Origin of the sequence: Candidatus Pelagibacter sp. RS40, from assembly GCF_002101295.1 — a bacterium.
In the GTDB taxonomy this organism is placed as follows: Bacteria; Pseudomonadota; Alphaproteobacteria; order Pelagibacterales; family Pelagibacteraceae; genus Pelagibacter.
On sequence record NZ_CP020778.1, the window covers coordinates 203,842 to 227,159 of the forward strand.

27 protein-coding genes are annotated in these 23,318 nt (G+C 25.7%); 16 read left to right on the forward strand and 11 right to left on the reverse strand.

Annotated elements, in window-relative coordinates; translation table 11 throughout:
- The first annotated feature begins 3 nt into the window (after positions 1–3).
- Genes aroQ through accC form a run of 3 tightly spaced genes read left to right on the forward strand, consistent with a single transcriptional unit; the run spans position 4 to position 2,204 of the window.
- A complete protein-coding gene (aroQ, locus tag B8063_RS01120) occupies positions 4–450 on the forward strand; it encodes a type II 3-dehydroquinate dehydratase (RefSeq protein WP_085068651.1) in 447 nt (148 codons plus the stop codon).
- Positions 437–865, forward strand: a complete 429-nt coding sequence (locus B8063_RS01125) for an acetyl-CoA carboxylase biotin carboxyl carrier protein (RefSeq protein WP_085068653.1) — start codon at positions 437–439, stop codon at positions 863–865. Before aroQ ends, B8063_RS01125 begins: the two co-directional genes overlap by 14 nt.
- Position 866: 1 nt before the next feature.
- Entirely contained in the window at positions 867–2,204 is a 1,338-nt protein-coding gene (accC, locus tag B8063_RS01130; RefSeq protein ID WP_085068655.1) for an acetyl-CoA carboxylase biotin carboxylase subunit, read from the forward strand.
- On the opposite strand, the gene B8063_RS01135 is transcribed toward accC, so the two are convergent.
- Both B8063_RS01135 and B8063_RS01140 read right to left on the reverse strand, forming a co-directional pair.
- Positions 2,201–2,608 carry a DUF2155 domain-containing protein gene (locus tag B8063_RS01135; RefSeq protein ID WP_085068657.1) on the reverse strand — a complete coding sequence of 136 codons (408 nt, stop codon included), beginning with the start codon at positions 2,606–2,608 and terminating at the stop codon, positions 2,201–2,203. The two genes, accC and B8063_RS01135, sit on opposite strands and share 4 nt — an antisense overlap.
- The gene (locus B8063_RS01140; protein ID WP_085068659.1) at positions 2,571–2,930 is read right to left on the reverse strand and encodes an NADH:ubiquinone oxidoreductase subunit NDUFA12; all 360 of its coding nucleotides are present in this window, start codon (positions 2,928–2,930) and stop codon (positions 2,571–2,573) included. Before B8063_RS01140 ends, B8063_RS01135 begins: the two co-directional genes overlap by 38 nt.
- A gap of 108 nt (positions 2,931–3,038) precedes the next feature.
- Between B8063_RS01140 and B8063_RS01145 the strand changes: the two genes are divergently transcribed.
- Entirely contained in the window at positions 3,039–3,869 is an 831-nt protein-coding gene (locus B8063_RS01145; protein ID WP_085068661.1) for a TSCPD domain-containing protein, read from the forward strand.
- Here B8063_RS01145 and aspS read toward each other — a convergent pair whose 3' ends face one another.
- The 3 genes from aspS to B8063_RS01160 are packed head-to-tail and all read right to left on the reverse strand — an operon-like array spanning position 3,870 to position 7,382.
- Positions 3,870–5,654 carry an aspartate--tRNA ligase gene (gene aspS, locus B8063_RS01150; RefSeq protein ID WP_085068663.1) on the reverse strand — a complete coding sequence of 595 codons (1,785 nt, stop codon included), beginning with the start codon at positions 5,652–5,654 and terminating at the stop codon, positions 3,870–3,872.
- A 1-nt stretch (position 5,655) separates the two neighbouring features.
- Positions 5,656–6,312 (reverse strand): DnaA ATPase domain-containing protein, encoded by a 657-nt coding sequence (locus B8063_RS01155; RefSeq protein WP_232311404.1) that lies wholly within the window; start codon positions 6,310–6,312, stop codon positions 5,656–5,658.
- Positions 6,309–7,382: a hypothetical protein gene (locus B8063_RS01160; RefSeq protein ID WP_085068667.1), complete on the reverse strand. Its 1,074-nt coding sequence runs from the start codon at positions 7,380–7,382 to the stop codon at positions 6,309–6,311. The genes B8063_RS01155 and B8063_RS01160 overlap by 4 nt, the downstream gene beginning before the upstream one ends.
- Before the next feature lie 12 nt (positions 7,383–7,394).
- Here B8063_RS01160 and purM point away from each other — a divergent pair, with 12 nt between their 5' ends.
- A complete protein-coding gene (gene purM / locus B8063_RS01165) occupies positions 7,395–8,417 on the forward strand; it encodes a phosphoribosylformylglycinamidine cyclo-ligase (RefSeq protein ID WP_085068669.1) in 1,023 nt (340 codons plus the stop codon).
- The gene (gene purN / locus B8063_RS01170) at positions 8,398–8,985 is read left to right on the forward strand and encodes a phosphoribosylglycinamide formyltransferase (protein ID WP_085068671.1); all 588 of its coding nucleotides are present in this window, start codon (positions 8,398–8,400) and stop codon (positions 8,983–8,985) included. The genes purM and purN overlap by 20 nt, the downstream gene beginning before the upstream one ends.
- Here purN and ndk read toward each other — a convergent pair.
- The gene (ndk, locus tag B8063_RS01175) at positions 8,975–9,385 is read right to left on the reverse strand and encodes a nucleoside-diphosphate kinase (RefSeq protein ID WP_085068673.1); all 411 of its coding nucleotides are present in this window, start codon (positions 9,383–9,385) and stop codon (positions 8,975–8,977) included. The two genes, purN and ndk, sit on opposite strands and share 11 nt — an antisense overlap.
- Positions 9,378–10,802: a leucyl aminopeptidase gene (locus B8063_RS01180; protein WP_085068675.1), complete on the reverse strand. Its 1,425-nt coding sequence runs from the start codon at positions 10,800–10,802 to the stop codon at positions 9,378–9,380. Before B8063_RS01180 ends, ndk begins: the two co-directional genes overlap by 8 nt.
- Positions 10,803–10,856: 54 nt before the next feature.
- Between B8063_RS01180 and B8063_RS01185 the strand changes: the two genes are divergently transcribed.
- Genes B8063_RS01185 through rsmA form a run of 6 tightly spaced genes read left to right on the forward strand, consistent with a single transcriptional unit; the run spans position 10,857 to position 18,070 of the window.
- On the forward strand, positions 10,857–11,978 hold the full coding sequence (locus B8063_RS01185) for an LptF/LptG family permease (protein ID WP_085068677.1): 1,122 nt from the start codon (positions 10,857–10,859) through the stop codon (positions 11,976–11,978).
- Positions 11,978–13,057, forward strand: a complete 1,080-nt coding sequence (locus B8063_RS01190; RefSeq protein WP_085068679.1) for an LptF/LptG family permease — start codon at positions 11,978–11,980, stop codon at positions 13,055–13,057. Before B8063_RS01185 ends, B8063_RS01190 begins: the two co-directional genes overlap by 1 nt.
- Positions 13,047–15,425, forward strand: a complete 2,379-nt coding sequence (locus tag B8063_RS01195) for an LPS-assembly protein LptD (protein ID WP_085068681.1) — start codon at positions 13,047–13,049, stop codon at positions 15,423–15,425. The genes B8063_RS01190 and B8063_RS01195 overlap by 11 nt, the downstream gene beginning before the upstream one ends.
- Complete coding sequence (locus tag B8063_RS01200) at positions 15,425–16,339, forward strand: peptidylprolyl isomerase (RefSeq protein WP_085068683.1); 915 nt, start codon at positions 15,425–15,427, stop codon at positions 16,337–16,339. Before B8063_RS01195 ends, B8063_RS01200 begins: the two co-directional genes overlap by 1 nt.
- Complete coding sequence (locus B8063_RS01205; protein ID WP_085068685.1) at positions 16,329–17,279, forward strand: 4-hydroxythreonine-4-phosphate dehydrogenase PdxA; 951 nt, start codon at positions 16,329–16,331, stop codon at positions 17,277–17,279. The genes B8063_RS01200 and B8063_RS01205 overlap by 11 nt, the downstream gene beginning before the upstream one ends.
- Positions 17,279–18,070: a 16S rRNA (adenine(1518)-N(6)/adenine(1519)-N(6))-dimethyltransferase RsmA gene (gene rsmA, locus B8063_RS01210; RefSeq protein WP_085068687.1), complete on the forward strand. Its 792-nt coding sequence runs from the start codon at positions 17,279–17,281 to the stop codon at positions 18,068–18,070. Before B8063_RS01205 ends, rsmA begins: the two co-directional genes overlap by 1 nt.
- Here rsmA and gmk read toward each other — a convergent pair.
- From gmk to fabD, 4 genes are read right to left on the reverse strand one after another with little or no spacing between them, the layout of a single operon-like run.
- A complete protein-coding gene (gene gmk, locus B8063_RS01215; protein ID WP_085068689.1) occupies positions 18,059–18,688 on the reverse strand; it encodes a guanylate kinase in 630 nt (209 codons plus the stop codon). The genes rsmA and gmk overlap by 12 nt on opposite strands.
- 13 nt (positions 18,689–18,701) lie before the next feature.
- Positions 18,702–18,941 (reverse strand): acyl carrier protein, encoded by a 240-nt coding sequence (locus B8063_RS01220; RefSeq protein ID WP_085068691.1) that lies wholly within the window; start codon positions 18,939–18,941, stop codon positions 18,702–18,704.
- 46 nt (positions 18,942–18,987) lie between these two features.
- Positions 18,988–19,725, reverse strand: coding sequence for a 3-oxoacyl-[acyl-carrier-protein] reductase (gene fabG / locus B8063_RS01225; protein WP_085068693.1), 738 nt, complete (start codon positions 19,723–19,725; stop codon positions 18,988–18,990).
- Positions 19,726–19,729: 4 nt separating this feature from the next.
- The gene (gene fabD / locus B8063_RS01230) at positions 19,730–20,650 is read right to left on the reverse strand and encodes an ACP S-malonyltransferase (protein WP_085068695.1); all 921 of its coding nucleotides are present in this window, start codon (positions 20,648–20,650) and stop codon (positions 19,730–19,732) included.
- 84 nt (positions 20,651–20,734) lie between these two features.
- Here fabD and rpsF point away from each other — a divergent pair, with 84 nt between their 5' ends.
- The 4 genes from rpsF to B8063_RS01250 all read left to right on the forward strand — a co-directional run bounded on the left by rpsF (position 20,735) and on the right by B8063_RS01250 (position 23,301).
- Positions 20,735–21,091, forward strand: a complete 357-nt coding sequence (rpsF, locus tag B8063_RS01235) for a 30S ribosomal protein S6 (RefSeq protein WP_085068697.1) — start codon at positions 20,735–20,737, stop codon at positions 21,089–21,091.
- A complete protein-coding gene (gene rpsR / locus B8063_RS01240) occupies positions 21,091–21,360 on the forward strand; it encodes a 30S ribosomal protein S18 (protein ID WP_085068699.1) in 270 nt (89 codons plus the stop codon). The genes rpsF and rpsR overlap by 1 nt, the downstream gene beginning before the upstream one ends.
- A complete protein-coding gene (rplI, locus tag B8063_RS01245; protein ID WP_085068701.1) occupies positions 21,360–21,818 on the forward strand; it encodes a 50S ribosomal protein L9 in 459 nt (152 codons plus the stop codon). The genes rpsR and rplI overlap by 1 nt, the downstream gene beginning before the upstream one ends.
- A gap of 67 nt (positions 21,819–21,885) precedes the next feature.
- The gene (locus tag B8063_RS01250; RefSeq protein WP_085068703.1) at positions 21,886–23,301 is read left to right on the forward strand and encodes a replicative DNA helicase; all 1,416 of its coding nucleotides are present in this window, start codon (positions 21,886–21,888) and stop codon (positions 23,299–23,301) included.
- The last annotated feature ends 17 nt before the right edge of the window (positions 23,302–23,318 follow it).

Here is a 23,318-nt window from a genome sequence, read left to right on the forward strand (position 1 = left end):
TTAGTGAGCAAAATATTAATTATTAATGGACCTAATCTTAATCTATTAGGTCAAAGAGAACAATCTCAATATGGAAGCAAAGACTACAATTACTTAACTGAGATTTGTTATGAAAAGGCCAAAGAATTAAATTTAAATTTAGATATAAAACAATCGAATGTGGAAGGTGAAATTGTAAATTTAATACAAAATAGTGTTGATAATTATGAAGGTATTATAATTAATGCTGCAGCCTACAGTCATACATCTGTAGCTATAAGAGATGCATTAGATGTATTTAAAAAACCTAAAATCGAGGTGCACATATCAAACATTTACAAAAGAGAGGAATTTAGACATAAGTCAATGATAAGTGGTGTTGTAACTGGAATTATTTGTGGACTTGGAATAAACGGCTATATTTTGGCCATAAATTCAATGCATGAGCTTTTAGAAAATGAAAATAAATAAAAATATTATTAAAGAATTAAATGATTATTTGGATGAATTTAATCTTACAGAAATTGAATATACTGAAAAAGATTTAAAAGTAAAAGTTTCAAAATCAAAAGGAATTGGTTCAACTCCTGTCATCACAAATACATCAAAACAAGAGATAGAAAGAACTGAAAACAAGTCATCTGAAATAAGTGGAACAAAGATTACATCACCAATTATTGGTACTGCATACTTAGCACCTGAACCAGGAGGTAAAAAATTTGCAGAAAAAGGAAGAAAAATTAAGAAGGGTGATACCGTAATGATTGTTGAGGCAATGAAAACTATGAATCATGTGCCCTGCCCAATGGATGGAACAATAAAAGAAATTTGTGTTGAGGATGGTCAGCCTGTTGAGTTTGGACAAACTATAGCAATTTTAGATTAATATGTTCAAAAAAATTCTGATTGCAAATCGTGGAGAAATTGCAGTTAGAGTTATCAGGGCATGCAAAGAATGGGGTATATCGACAGTTGCAATTCATTCGGATGTTGATCGAGATAGTATGCATGTAAGATTAGCAGATGAAAGTATTTGCGTGGGTCCTCATCAACCATCTAATAGTTATTTAAATATTCCTGCAATAATGTCTGCAATAGAATTAACTAATTCCGAAGCCGTACATCCAGGATATGGTTTTTTATCTGAAAATGCTGAATTTGCTAAAATCCTTGAAGATAATAATATTAAGTTCATAGGTCCATCTTCAAGTTTGATAAGTAAAATGGGAGATAAAATTCAAGCAAAAAAAATTGCTAAACAATATGGTTTGCCAGTTATTGAAGGTTCTGAGGGTGGTGTTTCAGACATTAAAGAAGCTAAAAAATTATCTAAAAATATTGGTTTTCCTGTTCTCATAAAAGCTGCAGGTGGTGGTGGTGGAAAAGGTATGAAAATAGTAAATAATGAAAATGATTTTGAAAATTTATTTTTGACTGCAAAATTAGAGGCAAAAAAATTTTTTGGAAATGATGAAGTTTATATTGAGAAATTTTTTCAAAATCCAAGACATATTGAAGTTCAAGTATTATCAGGAAAAAATAGAACTGTTCACTTACATGAGAGAGATTGCTCGGTACAGAGAAGACATCAAAAATTAATAGAGGAAACCCCAAGCCCAGTTTTAACAGATACAATCAGATCAGATTTATTTAACAAAACTGTAAAGATGGTAAGTCAAATAGGATACGAAGGTGCAGGAACAGTTGAATTCATCTATGAAGAGGGAAAATTTTATTTTTTAGAAATGAATACAAGGGTTCAAGTTGAACATCCAGTAACAGAAATGGTTACAGGTATAGATATAATCAAAGAACAGATTAACATAGCCTACACAGGTGAAACAGCATTAAGTCAAAATGATATTAATCCAAGAGGACATGCTATTGAATGCAGAATAAATGCTGAAGATCCAAGTAAAAATTTTCAACCCTCACCTGGATTAATTGGAATGTGTCACCAGCCTTCTGGTTTTAGAACTAGAGTAGACGGTGCAATTTTTCAAGGTTATAAAGTTACTCCCTATTATGACAGCATGGTTTGTAAATTAATTTGCCATGGAAGAAATAGAACAGAAGCCATACAAAGAATGAATAGATCTCTCGATGAATTCGTAATTGAAGGTATAACTACTACAATAGATTTACATAGAACTTTACTAAATCATGAAAAATTCATTAATTCTGACTTTAATGTAAGTTGGCTTGATAAAGAAAAATTAATTTAGGAATAGCACTTTTTTAACCATATATCGTATACAGGATGGTCAAAGGGTCTTATTGATGGACTGGATGCAAATGTCCAATCATTGAAAACAAAAACCTTATCCTTATCTTTATTTTTCAAATCAATTACTTGCAAAAATGCTGTTACTTCAGGATCATCATCAAATTTTGAATTTTGGCATTTTAGAATATTTATATTTAAATTTTGAAAAAATAACTCTTCTCCAATTTTTAACTTTAATTTTGTTGTTTTAGAACTTACTTTATCTAAAACTAATAATTCTGCGAACTTTTCACCATATATATTAGTTTCTGAATTTGCCTTAAAGAAAATTATTTGAAAAAGTAGAATAAAAATTAAAGCAAAACTAATCTTGCCAAGATTTATATTTTTTTTTAGTTGCATTTTTATTATTTTTAGGATTGTAAGCGTTTGTTGTACCTGTTTGGTTTGGTAAATGGTTTTTTTGCCATTTATATTTTTTTAAATTATGTCTATTTTCAATTTTATTATTTGTATAATGCATCCACGAGTACCAATCATTTGGTATTTTTGATGCTTCAACCTCTCCATTATATATTACCCACCGTTTACCTTTTTTATTTTGGTAATATTTATTCCCTGACTCATCCTCACCAACCAACTTACCAAAAAAAATTGTTTGCAGTCTGGTTCCCAGTGTTTGCCCATTCCACCAAGTGAAAATTTCTTTAAAAAATGTCAACATAAAAAATTAATTATTTTTTCAATTTAAAATTGTAAAAATTAAATTAGACTATAACATTAATTTGTATATACATAATTTCTTACGATTCAATTTTAATAAGGAAATTTAATGGCAAAATATTTAGTTGAGACATATTACACATGTAGTTTTAAAGTAAGTCACTATTTAGATGATGTTAATGAGAAAAACTTACAAAATTTGGAAAAAAATGAGGACGGAAAATTTGAGATACTGGACGTTAAACTTGATAATAGAAAAACAAAAAATTTAGAAAAAATAGATAATAATAAAGTAAATATAATTGATAAATCAATTAGTGCTCCGATTTCAAAGAATGTTCCAAAAATAGATAATAAAATAAGTGAAAACTTTAAGAGCAATCTAAATGAAAAACTTGGAAAAAGATTTAGTATGCCAGATAGAAGAAAAGGTTACATTCAAAAGGCTACGATAGGTGATCATAAAGTGTATCTTCATACAGGCGAATATGAGGACGGAAAAATAGGTGAAATATTTATTGATACAAGCAAAGAAGGTGAGTTAGTAAAAGCTCTGATGAATAACTTTGCAATTGCTATTTCTTTGGGTTTACAGTACGGGGTTCCTCTTGATGAATTTGTAAATGCTTATGTTGGAACAAAATTTGAACCATCAGGTAAAGTTCATGGAAATGATAGAATTTTAAGCGCGAGCTCAATTTTAGATTATATATTTAGAGAATTGGCAATATCTTATCTTAATAGAGAAGATCTAGCACATACTCCATCTATTGGTGGATCAGAAAAAATAGATGAATTGAGTAATGAAAACTCTGAAGATCAAAATCAATTCTTAAAGCTAGTTAAAGATATAACTAGTAAGGGGTTTGTAAGAAGTGATTATAAAAGAAAATTGGTCGATCTATCAGACATTAGAATAAATCTAAAAGGTAAAAAGTAATTAAGTTTTTTTCTTAACAGTAAGGTTTAATTCCTTCAATTGATCATCACTAATAGTAGATGGTGCATTCATCATTAAATCTTGAGCATTTTGATTCATCGGGAACATAGTAACTTCTCGAATATTCTTTTCGTCAGCTAAAAGCATCACTATTCTATCTATACCTGGTGCAATACCTCCATGAGGTGGTGCGCCATAACTCAATGCATTTATCATTCCACTAAATTTTTCTTCAACATCTTTTTTGGAGTAACCAGCTATATCAAATAGCTTATACATTAATTCAGGAACATGATTTCTAATGGCCCCAGATGACAACTCAATACCATTACATACAATATCATATTGATAAGCTTTTAAAGAAAGAGGATCTGATAAATCTAAATTTTTAATATCTCCTTGTGGCATTGAAAATGGATTGTGGCTAAAACTTATTTTTTTGGTTTGTTCGTCTATTTCAAACATTGGGTAATCCACTATCCAACAAAATGCAAAACAACTTTCTTTAATAATTTTGAGTTCTTCTGCTATCCTAGTTCGAGCAATTGATAATATTTTTTCTACATCATTTTGTTTGCCACAAGAAAGAAAAACGGTATCCCCTATTTCTGCTTTTGTGATTTTCATCAGTTCAACTAGCGACTCTTCTGAAAAAAATTTACCAACTGGCCCCTTTCCTATTATTTTATCATTTTTTTCTAAAGTAAAATAAGCTAGACCAGATGAACCTTGTTCCTTTGCCCATTTATCTATTCCATCAAAAAAACTTCTTGGTTTATCTTTTGTATTTTTAGTAACGATAGATCTTACAATTGAACCTTTTTTAACTAAATTTTTGAATATTTCAAAACTGATATCATTCCTTTCAAATAATTTTGTGATATCAGAAATAATAAGTGGGTTTCTTAAATCTGGTTTATCAGATCCAAATTTCAACATAGCGTCAGAATAGGAAATCTTTGGAAAAGTCTCAAAAAGTAATTTTTTATCTGAAAAGTTTTTAAAAACTTTAACCATCAATTTTTCCACCACTTCAAAGACATCTTGTTGTTCAACAAATGACATCTCTAAATCTAATTGGTAAAATTCACCAGGGCTTCTATCGGCTCTTGCGTCTTCATCTCTAAAGCATGGTGCTATTTGAAAGTATTTATCAAAACCTGATACCATTATTAATTGTTTAAACTGTTGGGGAGCTTGAGGTAATGCATAAAATTTCCCAGGATTTAATCTGCTTGGAACTAAAAAATCTCTAGCACCCTCAGGACTAGAAGATGTTAATATTGGTGTTTGAAATTCTAAAAATCCTAACTTATTCATTTCAGATCGAATAAACGAAATCACTTTTGATCTGAGAATAATATTTTGATGAATTTTTTTTCTTCTTAAATCCAAAAATCTGTATTTAAGTCTAATTTCCTCTGAATATTCTTGATCTGAAAAGACTGGCATAGGGAGTTCTTTTGTTTGTCCTAGAATTTCAAAATCAATAATTGAAATTTCTATTTCACCAGTTGGTAAATTTTCATTAATGGTATCTTTGTTTCTCTCAATTACTATACCAGTTATTTTTAATACAGTTTCTAATGGAAGGTTTTCTATTTCTTTAAATACTTTATTTTCATTATCTACGACACATTGGGTTAGGCCGTAGTTGTCTCTCAAGTCAATAAATAAAAGATTTCCATGATCCCTTTTTTTATTAATCCATCCAGATAAAATAATCTTTTGACCCTTATTAGAGATATTTAGTTCTCCACATGTATGTGTTCTATATTTGTTCAATTTACAGTATTTCTCTAATTGTTTTTAAATTAATAGGTTTCTTTTTTTTTAAACTCAATTCGTCAACCTTATATATAAATTCGTATATTTTACCATAAGATCTCTCTATTCTTTTTATAATAAATTCTAGTAATTTTTTTTCTAATTTGATTTGTCGATCTGAAAAACTTTTTACAATTATTGCAAAAATTAAATTATCATCTGGATTTTCAATTTGGGCAAATATACAATTTTTTGCTCTGGAATTTAAATCTTCAAGATTATAATTAATCTTACTTATTGTTCTGTTTGATAAAATCAATAAGTATTTATTATCTTGATAAATCAAATTAAATAAAGAGTATAATAAATTTTCATTTTTAATTTTTTCAAAATCATCAATAACGATAGATTCATTTAACTTAATTTTTTTGAATACTTTCTCGTTAACATCACTGTGTCCCAAGTATAAAGCATTACTTTTATCTTGAAAAATTTTGGCCAGGTGTGTTTTTCCTGAAAAATTATCTCCGGAAATATTGAGTATATTTCTTTCCCATTTTGGCCAATTTTGAATTAAATTAAAGGCTAAGTAATTACTTCTTGAAACATAATAATCATGTTCATTGAATTCAATATTATGATCAAAATCAAGTAATAATTGGTTAAGCTCTCTCATTGTAATTTCCAAACATCTTTAGAAGTGTCAATTTTAAATTTTGCATTTTGCATGATTTTTAAAAACTTATCTGGAGTACTATTGAATATAATTTTATATATAATTTGCTTACTATTAAAGCTTTCAATTTTATAATTTGAAATTAAATCTACTTCATTTAAATAATTTTCCAAATTATTTGATAGTAGAAAATTATTTGAGTCGACAGATAATCTAATAGGAAGAATAATTGACGTATTAATTTCATTTAATGATTTCCATTTATTTTCATAATCATTTTTCAAATCTAAAATTACATCATTTATCTGATCTAAGTTTTTCATACTTACATCTTTAAAATTCTTATTTATGTACATCTCATTGTTTTCTAAATTTAATTTAGAAAAAATTTTAAGCAAGTTATCTTGATTTAATAAAATAAGTAAAATTCTATTTTTAACATTATATTTATTGAATATTTCATTAAAATTATAATTTTCTATGTCACCAATATTTTCTCTAATTATTGAAAAATCTTCAATGTCCTCGTTGGGTAAAAAATAATTTATTTGATGAAATTTTCTATTATTTAAGTTCCAATTCAGAAAGAAAGGATTATTTGAATATGAAAATATTTGATTTTTTTTTAAATCAATCAATATAGGCAATATCATTACATCAATTGGGTTAATGGATGATGTGACTATCCCTTTTGAATTAAAATAATTAATTAAATCTATTTTATTAAAATCCACATTTATTTTTGCTTGGTAACTATCATCTACAAATTTTTCCTCCATCAATGAAAAACCTTCAACAAAACTTTTAATTTGGTTAATGTCGATGGATCTTAAAATACTTTTGTTTTGACTTTGTAAAATTTTTGAAATTAATATTTCAAAAGCTTTTTTAAAAGCTTTATCAACTACCTTTATTTTATTAAAATTTAAATCATATTTTTCTTGAATTTCTATATCGTTAATTACAAAAGTTTTAGCTTTCGCGAAATTTGTGGAAAACTCACTAATAACAATAATTAAAACTAAAAAAAAAATGTATAGATAATTGTATATTTTTTTAGATAAAGTCATTGTTAATAATTTATGAAAGCGCAAAAATTCACATATAAAAATAGCGGAGTAAACATAAAGAATGCAGATAAATTTATAGATTTCATTTCTAATTTAACAAAAAAAACAAAGAAAAGTGGTGATTTTAAGAATATTGGGGGATTTGGAGCAATTTCAAGCATACCAAAAAACTTAAAAAATCCACACATTGTTACAAGCACTGATGGGGTAGGAACAAAATTAGAGATAGCAAATGAAATTAAAAAATTTAACACAATTGGCGTAGATCTTGTTGCGATGTGTGTGAATGATTTGATTGTTCAAGGTGCTAAACCTTTTTTATTTCTGGATTATATTTCAATAGACAAAATAAATTTTGAAAAAATGAAAGAAATTATTAAAGGCATTGTTAAGGGATGTGAATTATCAAGTTGTAATCTTGTGGGAGGAGAAACAGCAGAAATGCCAGGTACGTATTCACCTGGTAAATTTGATCTTGCAGGTTTTTCTGTTGGTTTAGTTGAAAAAAAAAATATTCTAATTAATAAAATAAAAAAAAATGATTTAATTTTAGCCATTCCATCAAATGGTATACATTCTAATGGCTTTTCACTTGTCAGAAAAGTTTTAAAAGTAAAAAAAATTAAAATAAATAAAAATAAATATCTTAAAAAAGAATTAATAAAACCAACAAAAATTTATGTAAAAGAAATTATTAAATTAATAGACAAAAACCTTATCAATGGTTGTGCAAATATAACTGGTGGTGGAATAGAAGATAATATTAAAAGAGTTATTCCAAAAAATTTATGCGCAAACATAGATTTAGATAAAGTTAAAACTCAAAAAATTTTTAGATGGCTTCAAAAATCTGGAGTATCAAATAGTGAGATGTTAAAAACATTCAATTGTGGTGTTGGTTTCTGTATAATTATAAATAAAAAAAATTTCAATAAAGTAAAATTAACTTTTGACAAGAAATATAAACCTTATGTTATAGGAAAAATTTCAAAAAATAAAAAAAAAGTAAATTTAAGTGGAAAAATTAATTGGTAGAAATTTAAACATTTCTGTTTTTATTTCTGGAAGAGGAAGTAATTTACTTTCTTTGATCAAATATTCAAAGATAAAAAAATCAAAAATAAAAATTAATCTGATAATTACAAATAATAAATTTTCAAAAGGTTTAGAATTTGCCAAAAAAAATAAGATTAAAAATTATATAATAAATTATTCCAAAAAAAAGGAAGCTGAACATAAAATATTAGAATATTTGAGAAAAAATAAAATTGATTTAATTTGTTTAGCAGGCTTCATGAAAATTTTATCTTCTAGTTTCATTAAAAAGTTTAAAAATCCAATTTTAAATATTCATCCATCTCTATTACCAAGATATAAAGGTTTAAATACTCATAGAAGAGCAATTGAAAATAAAGATAAATTCTCAGGGGCTACGGTGCACTTCGTAACTCCTAAATTAGATTCTGGAAAAATAATATTACAAAAAAAAGTTAGAATTTTGAAATCTGATACAGAAAAAACTTTAGCTAAAAAAGTCTTAAAGATAGAACATAAGCTTTATCCATCAGCAATTGAAAAAATTTTAAAAAAATCTAGTTTTTAAAGAAAAAGTCTAGTTCAATTTTAGCATTTTCAAGGCTATCTGAACCATGAACAGAGTTTTTATCTATAGAAATACCATACTTTTTTCTGATCGTTCCTTCTTCAGCATCTTCAGGGTTTGTTGCACCCATTAACTTTCTGTTCTCTAAAACGGCATTTTCTCTACTTAATTCCATAACAACAATAGGGCCTGAAGAGAGGTATGAGCAAAGTTCATTGTAGAACGGTTTTGTTTCGTGAACTTTATAAAATTGTTCAGCTTCTTGTTTTGAAATGTGAATTTTTTTTTCTTTTTGAATTTCAAATCCTTTATTTATAAATTCTTGTTTTATTTCATCTTGTAAGTTTCTTTCAACTGCATCTGGTTTGATAATTGAAAGTGTTTGTTCAACGTTATTCATAATTTTCCTCTACAAATTTATTCAGCAATCTTACTCCATACCCTGTTGCACCACCAGAATTCAATGCTCCTGCATATTTAGAAAATGACATACCAGCAATATCTAAGTGCGCCCAAGGTGTTTTATTAAGTACGAATCTTTGTAAAAATTGAGCAGCTGTAGTTGATCCTGCACCACCAACATAATTAATATTTTGCATGTCTGCATTTTTAGAATCAATTAATTTATCATAATTACTATGTAAAGGCATTCTCCATACTTTTTCCTCAACTTTTTCTCCTGCATCATACAATTGTTTTGAAAGCTTATCATTATTTGAAAATAATCCTGCGTATTCTGAGCCTAATGATACTATGATCGCACCTGTTAAGGTTGCAAGATCAATAATTAAACTGGGTTTAAATTTTTCCTCGGTGAAAGTAAGTGCATCTGCTAAAACTAATCTTCCTTCAGCATCAGTATTTAATACCTCAATAGTTTTTCCACTATAAGACTTAACTATATCACCTGGTCTTTGAGCATTTCCCCCAGGCATATTTTCAACAAGACCAACTACTCCAACTGCATTAATTTTAGCCTTTCTAAGTGCAAAATTTTTCATTAACCCAACTACAACTGCAGAGCCAGCCATATCATAAGTCATATCCTCCATAAATTTTGCAGGCTTTAATGAAATACCACCAGTATCAAAACAAACTCCTTTACCAACGAATGCAAGTGGTTTAGATTTAGAGGAAGCACCTTTCCATTCCATTGTAACAAGATAAGAACCTCTTACACTTCCTTGACCAACACCTAGCAAAGCACCACATCCCATTTTCTTTAATTTTTTCTTATCATAAACTGTTACTTTAATTCCTATATTCCTTAACTTTGCTATTCTTTTTACGTATTCATCAGGGTGCAATATATTTCCTGGCTCAGATACTAAATCTCTTGTTAAGAATATACCTTCAGCAAGTGCATCTAATTTTGTCTTGAGAATACTTTTGCTTCTAATTCCAACAACATTAATATTAATAAAATTTTTTACACTTTTTTTTGTTTTATAAACTTCAAAAGAGTATGATTTTAAAGTTGCTCCATGTAGAATTCTTTCAATTTGTGCATTCGTGATTTTAAGTGAGGTTAAATTTAAAATTACATTTTCAATTTTGTTATTTTTTAAAAAATCGAAAAGTTTTGAACCAATATTTTCATAATCTGATGACTTTTTTTGATTAAGACAATTAACTATAATATAATTACTCTTAAATTGATTTATTTGTATAACTTTTTTTTCTTTGAATAAATCACTATCTGAAATCTCCTTTAGGTCTAATATTTTATGCTTGAAATTTTTATTGTTAATAAAAATAAGCTCATTTTTAGCAGTCAATTTTGAAATTTTGCTTATAAACTTTAATTTTAACTTCATATTTTAGAATTATTAAATAGATAATGTTGTATATTTATAAAAAATAAAATTTCAATGGGTAATTTGTTATTTAGAAAACTTCTCTCTGATATAATCTATTTTTTTTTAACTGCATCTCTTAGTATTACTGTGATAATATGGGTTATACAAGCAGTAAACTTTTTAGATTTTGTAACTGAAGATGGTCATAGTTTAAGAGTTTATTTCGCATATTCACTCTTAAGTTTACCAAAAATATTTAGTAGGATTTTAATTTTTACTTTTTTTATTTCATGTTTCTATATAATTAATAGATACGAGGAAAATAACGAGATATTAGTATTTTGGACCAATGGTATCAAAAAAATTCAAATTATTAATTTTCTATTAAAATTTTCTATTTTATTTATAATTTTACAATTGTTTTTAAGTTTATATTTAGTTCCTTACTCTCAAAATCTAAGCAGAATATATTTAAAAACATCAAATATTGACTTTTTGCCAACATTAATAACTGAGAAAAAATTTATAAATGTTTTTAAGGATTTAACGATTTTTGCTGATGAATATGACGATGGAGGCAAAATTAAGAAAATTTATATAAATGAAAAAATAAATGATTCCTCATCTAAGATTATTATCGCTCTAAATGGCAAAATTAAAAAGAGTGATGATGTATATACACTTAAATTATACGATGGAAGTATTATTAATTCAAATGATAGCAATTTTTATAATATTAATTTTAAAGAAACAGAGTATGATCTTTCAAAATTTACATCTAAAACTGTTACACATCAAAAAATTCAACAGATACCGTCTAGAGATTTATTAAATTGTATTTATTATTTTTATAATAAAAAAGAAATTAACAGTTCAATCTGTTTGAACAGAAAAATTGAATCTGTATCTGAAGAAATATATAAGAGAGTAGTAATTCCTTTTTATATCTTAATTCTTTCACTTATATCCTCTAGTATATTAATAAAGCCTAGATCTAATAAATACATAAAGTATTACAAAACTTTAGTGTTTGTAATAGGATTTATTTTAATAATTATTTCGCAAGTAGGCTTCAAATTATTTTCTCAAGATATATTTATAGACACTTTTGTATATCTAGCGCCAATAATGATAGTATTGTTTTATTATTTATTAATATTATTTAAAACAAACTTTAGATTAAAATATTTATAATGTTAAAAAAATATCATTTATATATTTCAGCAGTATTTTTGAAAAAAATAACATTAATTTCTCTAATATTTTTATGTCTAACTATTATCATAAATTTTTTTGAGGAATTAAAATTTCTTGAAAACTATGATGTGAAAATTACATATCCAATATTATTAACAATCTTAAACTCTCCCTCTGTACTTTTTGAACTTTTCCCATTCATTTTTTTAATATCTGTCAAGTTTTTTCATATGCATTTAAATGAAAAAAACGAATTTGAAATTTTAAAAAATCATGGAATTAATAATTCCAAAATTATATTATTTTTGTCTATAAATTCAATAATTTGTGGAATATTTGTAATTTTTATATTTTATACATTTTCATCAAGTTTAAAAAATCAATACTTAATTTTAAAAAATAAATTCTCATCAGAAAATGAGTATCTAGCTGTTGTGAATGAAAATGGTTTATGGATTAAAGAAGAGATAAATAATTATTCAAACATAATACACGCATCAAAATTTAACAAAAATATGATTGAAAATATCACTATTACTCAAAGAAATTTAATCACTGATAAATCTGGAATTATTATTGCTAAAAGTGCGGATATATCTTCAAAAGACTGGTTATTAAATAATGTAAAAATCATAAATGATTTAGGAGAAAATAAAAAAAAAAATATATTTAAATACAATTCTTCTTTTGATGGGGAATTAATTTCAGGTTTGTTCTCTAATTTGAGTTCATTAAACATATATCAATTAAATTTTCATTTATCTAATTATAAAAAAATTGGATACTCAACAACTGATGTGAAAGTACATTTAAATAAAATATATAGTGCCCCAATATTTTATTTATTAATGACTATTTTAGGAATATTAATTATGATGAAGTTTACTTTTATTAAAACTAAGTTCTTTACTGTAATCACAGGAATTTTTGTGTCAGTTTTTATCTATTATATAAATTATTTTTCAAGCTTATTTGGGGCGAATGAAACTATACCGATAACTTTATCAATCTGGCTACCGCATTTAATATTATTTTTAACATGCTTAATAGGGGTGATCAACATTAATGAAAATTAAAATTTTTCTAGGTTTATTGTTTTATTTATTCACATTTTTTAAATTATCAGCTGAGGAAATTAAAATTTTATCAGATAATATAAAAGTTCTAGAAAATGGTAAAATTATAAAGTCAGTTAGATCACAAGCCTTTATTGAAGAAAAGGATTTATACCTTGAGGGTGAAAAATCTTTATATAAAAAAGTTAGTCAGGAAATTATATTGGAAAAAAATGTAATTTTTTTAGATAAACAAAAAAAAATTAAAATTACTGCTGAAAAAGCAACCTACAATAAAAAAAATGATAAATTACATTCAACAGGTTCAACATTTATAAAAATCGAAAACAGATATGAAATTTTATCAAAAAATATAGTTTATGACAGAACTCTACAAACAATCTTTTCAGATAGTGAAACTACGGTTAAAGACGAACTTGGAAATGTATACAATATTGAAAATAGATTTAAATTAGATTTAACAAAAGAAGTAATTTCTACAAAAAAAATTAATATTGTAGATAACAAGAATAATATTTACTACTTTGAAAATGCAAAAATTAACCTAATAAAAAAGGAAATTTTAGGTAAGGAGCTTAAAATAGAATTTATTGACGACTATTTTGGTAGTTCAAAAAATGATCCCATTTTAAAAGGTAGATCATCAACATCAAACAATAATGAAACAAAAATATACAAAGCTGTTTTTACTACATGTAATATGGTGAATAAAACTTGTCCAGGTTGGGAAATAGAGACTGAAGAGTTTACTCATGACAAAGTTAATAAAACATTTAATTATAAAAACTCTTGGCTAAAATTATTTAATAAAGAAATATTTTATTTTCCATTTTTTAGTCATCCTGATCCGACAGTAAAAAGAAAATCTGGTTTTTTACCAGCAACTTATGGGAATTCCAATAACTTTGGAAATTGGGTAAATGTTCCGTATTATAAAGCACTTGATATCGACAAAGATTTTACATTTAAACCAAGATTATATCTTGATGACAAATTTATTTTACAATCAGAGTACAGGCAAGCTTTTGAGAACTCAAATTTGATTACAGATTTTAGTTACAATAATGATGGGAAAAATACTAACTCACATTTTTTTGCAAAATCAAAAGTCAAATCAAAAAATAATAAAATTTATGAATTTCAATATCAAAGTGTTTCAAATGATGAATATTTAAAATTACACAATTTATCTAATTCTACAGAAATTATTGAAAATGAAAGTTTGTTAACATCTAAATTTTATTTTAATAATCAAATAGACGAAAACACAAACTTTAAAAACAATTTTATAGTATATGAAGATTTATCAGTAAGGGATAGTGACCGATTTCGTTACGTATTTCCAAATTTTAATTTTAATAAAAAAATTGAAATAGATAAAAATTATAATGGAAATTTTTATTTTAATAGTTCAGGATATCAACAACAATACAATACTAACAACTATTTAGCAGTTATTACAAACGATTTTTTATTTAATTCAAATAGTTTTATTTCACAAAAAGGTTTAAAAAATAATTATCAATATTTGATTAGACATGATAATTCATTTTCTAGTACACCATTAGATGATAAAGATAATACTGAATTATATCAATCAATTTTATTTAAAACAGAGTATCCGTTAATTAAAGAAACAACTAATTATAATAATTATTTGAGGCCTATTATTGTAACAAGATTTAGTCCAAATAACTCTAGAGATTTGTCGGGACAAGATTTAAGATTAACATATGATAATATCTATTCTTTCAATAGAATCAGTTCAAGTAGAAATATTGAAGAAGGTAAATCCGTTACTCTGGGATTTGAATACAATTTAAGCAACAAAAATAACATAGATATTTTTAAATTTGGATTAGCAAATTCAATCAGTGATAAAAAAAATAATAATTTACCATCAACAAGTAAACTTAATCAAACAAGATCTGATTTTGTTGGAAAGTTATTTTTTAAACCAACGCAAGTTTTTGATGTTAATTATAATTTTTCTTACGACAGAGATTTCAAAAATTCAAATTATCAAGCAATCTCAGCAAAATTTAATTTAAGTAATTTCTATTCCAGATTTAACTATTTGTCAGAGGATAACGAAATTGGTAACACTGAAACAGTCTCAAATAATACTAGCTATAATTTTAATGATGAAAATATGATCAAATTTAATACAACTAAAAATTTAAAAACAGATTTTACTGAATTTTACAATTTAATGTACCAATATGAGACAGATTGTTTGATTGCATCTGTAGAATTTAAAAAGAAATTTTATAAAGATGGAAGTTTGCAGCCTGAAAAAAGTTTACTTTTTTTTATTAGATTTATACCATTTGCAGAGCTTAGACCAGAAGCCACACAATTGAAGTAATGTTTAAAAAAAAAATAATTTTTTGTTTTATAACTTTGTTTTTTTTTTCAACGTTTATTGTATCAGATGAGATTATAATAATAAGTAAGGTAAATGATGAAATAATCACAAACATAGATTTAGAAAAACAAATTAAATATTTATTTTTAATTAATAAAAAATTTCAAAATTTGAGCAAATCAGAATTGTTAATTTTATCAAAAGAGTCTTTAATAAAAGAAATAATTAAAAAAAAAGAAATTGATCAATTTATAAACATTAAAAAAATATCTGATCTTGAAGATAAGTTAATTAAAGATAATTATACAAATTTAGGATTCAATAATAAGTTTGAATATTTAGAATTCTTATCAAAGGAGGATATGCAAATTGACTCAATTAAAAGAAAACTTGTAACTGAACAATTGTGGAATACCCTCATATATGAAAAATTTAAAGGTAAAGTTAAAATTGATGAGAACGAAATAAAAGAGAGAATTAGATCATTATATAACAATAGAAAAATACAGTATGAGCTTAATTTATCAGAAATATTGTTTAATTTTGATACAGATAATTATGAATTAATAGAATTTATTAAAAAATATGGTTTTGATAGCGCTGCAATTAAATATAGTATATCAAATACATCTTCTGCAGGTGGAAAATTAGGTTGGATAAACTTAAATAGTCTTGATCCAACTATACAAAACAATATTTCAACTTTAAAAGCGGGTGAGTTTACAAAAACTTTCAATACTCCAAATGGAAAATTAATACTAATGGTTAATTCAAAAAGAGAAATTAAAAATAAATTTAATTTTGAAAATGAAACAAAAAGACTAATTCAATTTGAGCATAATAAACAATTAAACAGCTATTCATTGAATTATTACAAAAAACTTAAACAAAATGCGATTATAAATGACTATTAACCATTTACTTATTGTCACTTCAGAGCCAAAAAGTGTTTTCATGGAAATTTTTTTTAAATATGTCAAATCGAAAAGTAATATATTAAAAAAAAAAAAAATTACTTTAATAGGAAACAAAAGAATAATTAGTGATGAAGCTAAATTTAATAATTACAAAAAAAATTTTAATGAAATTTCTGATATAAAGAGTGCTGTAAAAAGTAGATTAAATTTAATAAATATAGAATTAAGTAAAGGTAAAAAAAAAAATTCTGAAAGAAAATATATATCAAAAAGTTTTAAAAAATCACTATTAATATTAAAAAAAAATAAAGATGTAGCACTTATAAACGGACCTATAGAGAAAAAGAGTTTTTTAAAAAAAAAATACTTAGGCTTAACTGAATATCTTGCTAAACAAACTAATTCTAATGATCCTGTGATGTTAATTTATAACAAAAAAATATCTGTATCTCCAATTACAACACACTTACCTGTAAAATATATAGCAAAAAATATTTCAAAAAATAAAATTATCAAGAATATTAAAAAAATTAATTTTTTTTATGGCAAGTATTTAAAAAAAAAACCTAAAATTGCTGTGTTAGGACTGAATCCTCATTGTGAAACAATTGATAAAGAGAGTGAAGAAACTAGAGAAATAGTTCCTGCAATTAAAAGTTTAAAATTGAAAAATCTAAAAATTAGTGGGCCTTATTCAGCTGATACTTTCTTTATAAAAAAAAATATAGAAGAATTTGACGTTGTAGTTGGAATGTATCATGACCAAGTTCTCACACCTTTAAAAACCTTATTTAATTTTGATGCTATTAATATTACTATTGGATTACCATTTCTAAGAATCTCTCCTGATCATGGTCCAAATAAAACTATGTTTAGAAAAAATAAATCTGATCCATCATCTGTATTTTGTGCTATGAAATTTTTACAAAATATTTAATGAAAATAATCCCTAAAAAAAGTTTAGGACAAAATTTTTTAATAGATAAAAATATTATTGAAAAAATCTGTAATTCGGGAAATTTAAAAAAAAATGATAATGTTTTAGAAATTGGTCCTGGAACTGGAAATTTAACAGAATCCATTTTACAAAAAAAACCGAAAAAATTTTATATAATTGAAAAGGATGAAAGATTAGTTAAAAATTTAAGCGAAAGATTTAAAAATAAATTAATAATTATTAATGAAGATATACTTAATTATGACTTAAAATTATTAAGTGATAGAGACCTAATAATTTTTGGTAATCTTCCTTATAATATTTCAAGTCAAATTCTAATAAATCTTATTAATTACTCATCTTCAAAATTTTCTTATAAAAAATTAATCCTGATGTTCCAGAAAGAGGTTGCAGATAGAATTTTAGCTGAAGATAATTCCAAAAATTATGGACGTTTATCAATTTTTTCTTCATGGAAATTAAATATAAAAAAAATAATGGATATAAGTCCATCGAGTTTTTTTCCAAAGCCAAAGGTTATGAGTTCGTTATTAATTTTTGAGCCAAAAATTAATTATATAAAATTTAAAAACTCTAAAAATTTAGAGCACATAACTAATGTTTTTTTTAATCAAAGAAGAAAAATGATTAAAAAACCTCTCAATATCCTTTTTAAAAGTTCAAAAGAAGTAATCGACGAATTAAATCTAAATATAAATTTGCGACCACAAAATCTTAAAAAAGAAACATTTTATAAAATTTGCTTAATTTATGAAAAATTAATTAATTAAGCTTTTAACATGTAAAGATATTAATTTTTGGTAATTAGTATCTTTTTTATTATCAGTAGATTTAATGAATTTAATTATTTTTTTATAGCAATTTTCCAAATCATCATTGATAACTACAAAGTCATAGTCTTTCCAATGTAACACATCTTCATTAAATTGTGTCATTCTCTCTTTTGCTATTTTTTCATCATTTCTCTCTCTATTTAATAATCTGTTGTAAAGTTCATCTCGACTTGGTGGTAATATAAATATTGTAACTATTTTATAATTTAGCTTTTGACTCTTAATTTGTTCCGTTCCTTGCCAATCAATATCAAAAATTACATTTTCTGCTTTGTTAAGTTTTTTGAAAACAATATCTTTAGATGAGCCATAATAATTTTTAAAAACTTTTGCGTACTCTAGAAATTTATTTTCATCAATTAAATTTTTAAATTCAGTCTCGTTGACAAAATAATAGTCTTTACCCTCTGTTTCGTTTGAACGAGGTTTTCTTGTTGTGTGAGATATTGATATTTGAAAATTATTTCTTTTTGAAATTTCTTTAACTAAGGTAGTTTTACCCGCGCCCGAGGGAGATGATAATATCACAATTATCCCCTCATTATTTCCGGACATTTAATACTAAAATTTAATTAGCTTTGTTCTCTATAAATTTTACAGCATCTCCTACTGTAAGAATCTTTTCTGCATCACTATCTGAGATCTCTGACCCGAACTCCTCTTCAAAAGCCATTACTAATTCAACAGTATCTAAACTATCTGCCCCAAGATCATCGATAAAACTAGATTCTTCAGTTACTTTTGCTTCGTCAATTCCTCGATGGTCTGCAACTATTTTTTTTACTTTGCTTGAAATATCGTCTGACATTTATATCCTTTAAGTTTAGTCGTTAATAAATATTTTGTTGATTTTGTCAACTAAAATACATGCCACCGTTAACATGAATTGTTTCACCAGTAATGTAATCTGAAAGTTTAGAGCATAAAAAAATGACTGTATTTGCAATGTCATTTGGGGTACCAAATCTATTCATGGGTATTTTAGATTTTAAAACTTCCTTATACTCATCGTTAATATTATCAGTCATTTCAGTTGATATAAAGCCTGGGGAGATGCAATTTACATTTATATTTTTTTTTCCGTATTCCAGGGCTAAACTTTTAGACATTGCAACCACACCAGCTTTAGAAGCGGTATAATTTGCTTGTCCAATATTACCTGTATGTCCAACTATAGATGTAATATTTATTATTTTTCCTTTTTTGCTTTTAAGCATTTTTTTGATGACACTTTTACTTAGAAGAAATGTGGACGTTAAATTAACATCAATAACTTTATTCCATTCCTCATTTTTCATTCTTATGGAGAGATTATCCCTTGTTATTCCAGCATTATTAATTAATACATCAACTCTTCCACCTAAACTATCATTTGCTTTATTTATGAAATTCTCAATCTCTGAATGATTTGAAATGTCAAATTTTTCTGTTTGAACATTGTTATATTTTTCTTTAATTAAATTAAGTTTATGCTCATTTGTGCCAGTTGCTAAAACGTTTGCACCAGTTAAAATTAAATTTTCTAAAATAGAATTACCTATACCTCCTGTAGCTCCTGTAAGAATAACCTTGGTATCTTTTAAGTCTATCATTAGTTTATAACTTTTTTAAATCCTCTAAATCATTAATTTGTATAAGTTCTGTATTTCTATTTATTCTTTTTACTAATCCTGAGAGTACTTTTCCAGGACCAATTTCTATAAATTTATTTATATTTTTGTTTATCATATAATTGATAATTTCTCTCCATCTTACTGGTTTTTCTATTTGGCTAATCAATAATTTTTTAATTTCAAATATCTCATTAACTGGTTCTGATGTCACATTTGAAATAATATCAATTGTTGGTGATTTAAACTCTAAATTAGATATTTCTACTTCCATTATTTTTGTTGCACTATTCATTAGTTTACAATGAAACGGGGCGCTAACTGGAAGTTTTATATTTTTTATTTTATTATTGGATAATTCTATAGAAAATTTTTCTAAATCTCTATTATTTCCACTAATCACAATTTGGCCAACTGAATTGTCATTAGCTACAAAACAACTAAAAATATCTTTATTCTTCTCTAAAATTTGATTTATTAATTCAATATCAGATCCTAAAACCGCCAACATACCACCCTGACCTTTTGGGACAGCTGATTGCATTGCAAAGCCTCTTTTTTTTAACAATTTTATTGTTTGAGAAAACGTTAAAGAGTCTGCGCATGCTAACGCAGAATACTCACCTAGTGAATGACCAGCAAAGTAATTTGCAGTATCAATATTAAAAGATGTTTCCCTTTTTAAAACTTGAAAAATACTATAACTTACTAGAAATATTGCTGGTTGAGTATTTTCGGTGAGATCAAGTTCATCTTTAGGGCCTTCTAATACTAATTTGCTTATTGAGTTATTAAGTAAATCATCTGCTTCTTTAAAAAAGGATCTTACATAATCAAAGTTATCATAGAAAGATTTTGCCATACCTGGAGACTGAGAACCTTGACCAGGAAATAAAACAGAAAACATTAATTATATAAGTAAATATTGTATTTTTAGTATTGTAATTAAAAATTAATAATAGTATATCCTCATTTTTTTAAAAGAATAAATATGAACTTTTACGAACACACAATTATAGCTAGACAAGACACTAGTCCATCACAGTTGAAACAACTTCAAGAAAAGTACTCTAAAATAGTTGAAAAGAATGAAGGTGATATCATAAAACTTGAGAACTGGGGATTAATGAATCTTTCATACTTAATAAAGAAAAATAAAAAAGGTAATTACTTGCATTTTAAAATAAAAGCTGATGGAAAAACTATTTCTGAACTAGAAAAAAATGAAAAAATTGACAAAAATTTACTTAGATACTTAACAGTCAAAGTGAAAAAATTCGACTTAGATACAGATTATTTCAAAAAAAATAGCGAGGATAAAGAGGTAGATAAAAAAATTAAAAAATAATGAAAAAAAGAAATAATAAAAAAAAAGGTTCACAAAGTAATTTTTCAAAATTAAGCGTTTTTCAAAATAATAAATATAAATTTAAAAAAAAATGCCCTCTATCGGGAAAAGGTGCACCAGTCGTTGATTATAAAAATATTAAGCTGCTTAAAAGATATGTGTCTGAAAATGGAAAAATTCTTCCATCTAGGATAACTTCAGTAAGTCAAAAAAAACAAAGAGAGTTATCTCTCTCGATTAAAAGAGCGAGAAATTTAGCGTTACTGTAATGAAAGTTATTCTTTTAGAGAACGTCAGAAAAATAGGATCAATTGGAGAGATCATTGATGTTAAAAGAGGTTTTGCAAGAAACTATCTAATTTCAAAAAAAAAAGCCCTTTTTGCATCTAAAGAAAATATTAAAGAAGTAGAAAAAATTAAACAAGAGTTAAATAAAAAAGATCAAGATAAAAAGAAAGAGGCTAAAAGTATTTTAGAAAAAATTCAAAATAAAACTTACGAAATAAAGAAACTGAGTACCGAAAACAAAGAATTATATGGATCAGTAAAACCTACAGAGATTTCTAAGTTAATTCATGAAAAAGAAAATGTAGAAATAAATCCTTCTAATATTCAACCTTCAAAAGAAATAAAATCTTTAGGTGAATTTAAGGTTGAAATAAACCTACATTCTGATGTACAAACTCAAGTAACAGTTAAGGTAGTTCCTCAGGAAGAAATAAAATAATTATACATTTTTTTCCCCAGTTTTTATTAAATATTGTAAACATTCTATTTTTAAATAATATTTAAGAATGTCTCAACCACTTAATGTTTTAAAAAGTAAACTAGAAGAACACCCAAACAATATAGAAGCTGAACAATCTGTAATTGGATCAGTGCTTTTATCAAATGAGATTTATGATGAAATAAGTTTAATAATTAAAAGTCAAAATTTTTATGATCCTATGCATCAGAAAATATTTGGTGCTATAGATAAATTAATTTCAGGTGGAATGTTGGCTAATCCAATAACTCTTAAAAATTATTTTGAAAATGAAAAAGATGAATTAAATGTGCCAGAATATCTTGTAAAAGTTACTAAATTTTCAACTTCCTCAAGGCAAGCAATTGAGTATTCAAAATTAATTTATGATCTGTTTGTAAAAAGAGAATTAATTAAAATATCAGAAAATGTAATTGATACTGCGAAACTAAATGATTTAGATAATGATGGACAAAAAATTATTGAGAATTTTGAAAAATCATTATTTGATTTAGCTGAAAAGGGCTCTTTTAGTAATTCACTTATTAAATTTGATGAAGCCATGAGACAAACAATTGAAATGGCTTCAAGCGCATATAAAAATGATGAAGGAATTGTTGGTGTGCCTACTGGTTTAACAGATCTTGATGATCGTTTAGGGGGTTTACATAAATCAGATCTAATAATAATTGCAGGAAGACCATCGATGGGTAAAACTGCATTAGCTACAAATATAGCATTCAATGCAGCAAAAAAAATACAAGATGATGGAAAAAAATCTTCAATAGCCTTTTTTTCTTTAGAAATGTCATCAGAACAACTTTCAACTAGAATTCTTGCTGAGCAATCTAGGATTAAATCCAATGACATAAGAAGAGGTAGAATATCAGAGGAACAGTTTGATAAATTTATTGAAACATCAAAAGATATATCTGAATTACCCCTATATATTGATGAAACCCCAGCAATTTCGATTGCAGCTCTAAGTAATAGAGCAAGAAGAATAAAAAGATTATATGGCCTTGATATGGTGGTTATTGATTATATTCAATTGATGAGGGCATCAAACTTCAAAGATGGAAGGGTTCAAGAAATATCAGAGATTACCCAAGGTTTAAAAGCGCTAGCAAAAGAGTTATCGGTTCCAGTTGTTGCGCTCTCTCAGTTATCTAGAGCAGTTGAAGCAAGAGATGATAAGAAACCACAATTAGCTGATTTAAGAGAGTCTGGTTCAATTGAACAGGACGCTGATGTTGTAATGTTTGTTTACAGAGAAGCATATTACTTAGAGAGAAAAGAACCAAGACCAGCAACTGTTGAACACGCAGAATGGCAGGCAAAAATGAATGAAGTCTCAAGTTTGGCTGAAATAATTATAGGTAAACAACGTCATGGTCCAACGGGTAATATAATGCTGGAATTTGAGGCTATGTTTACTAAATTTAAAGATATTCAAAATAGCTAGTTTTAAATATATAAGCT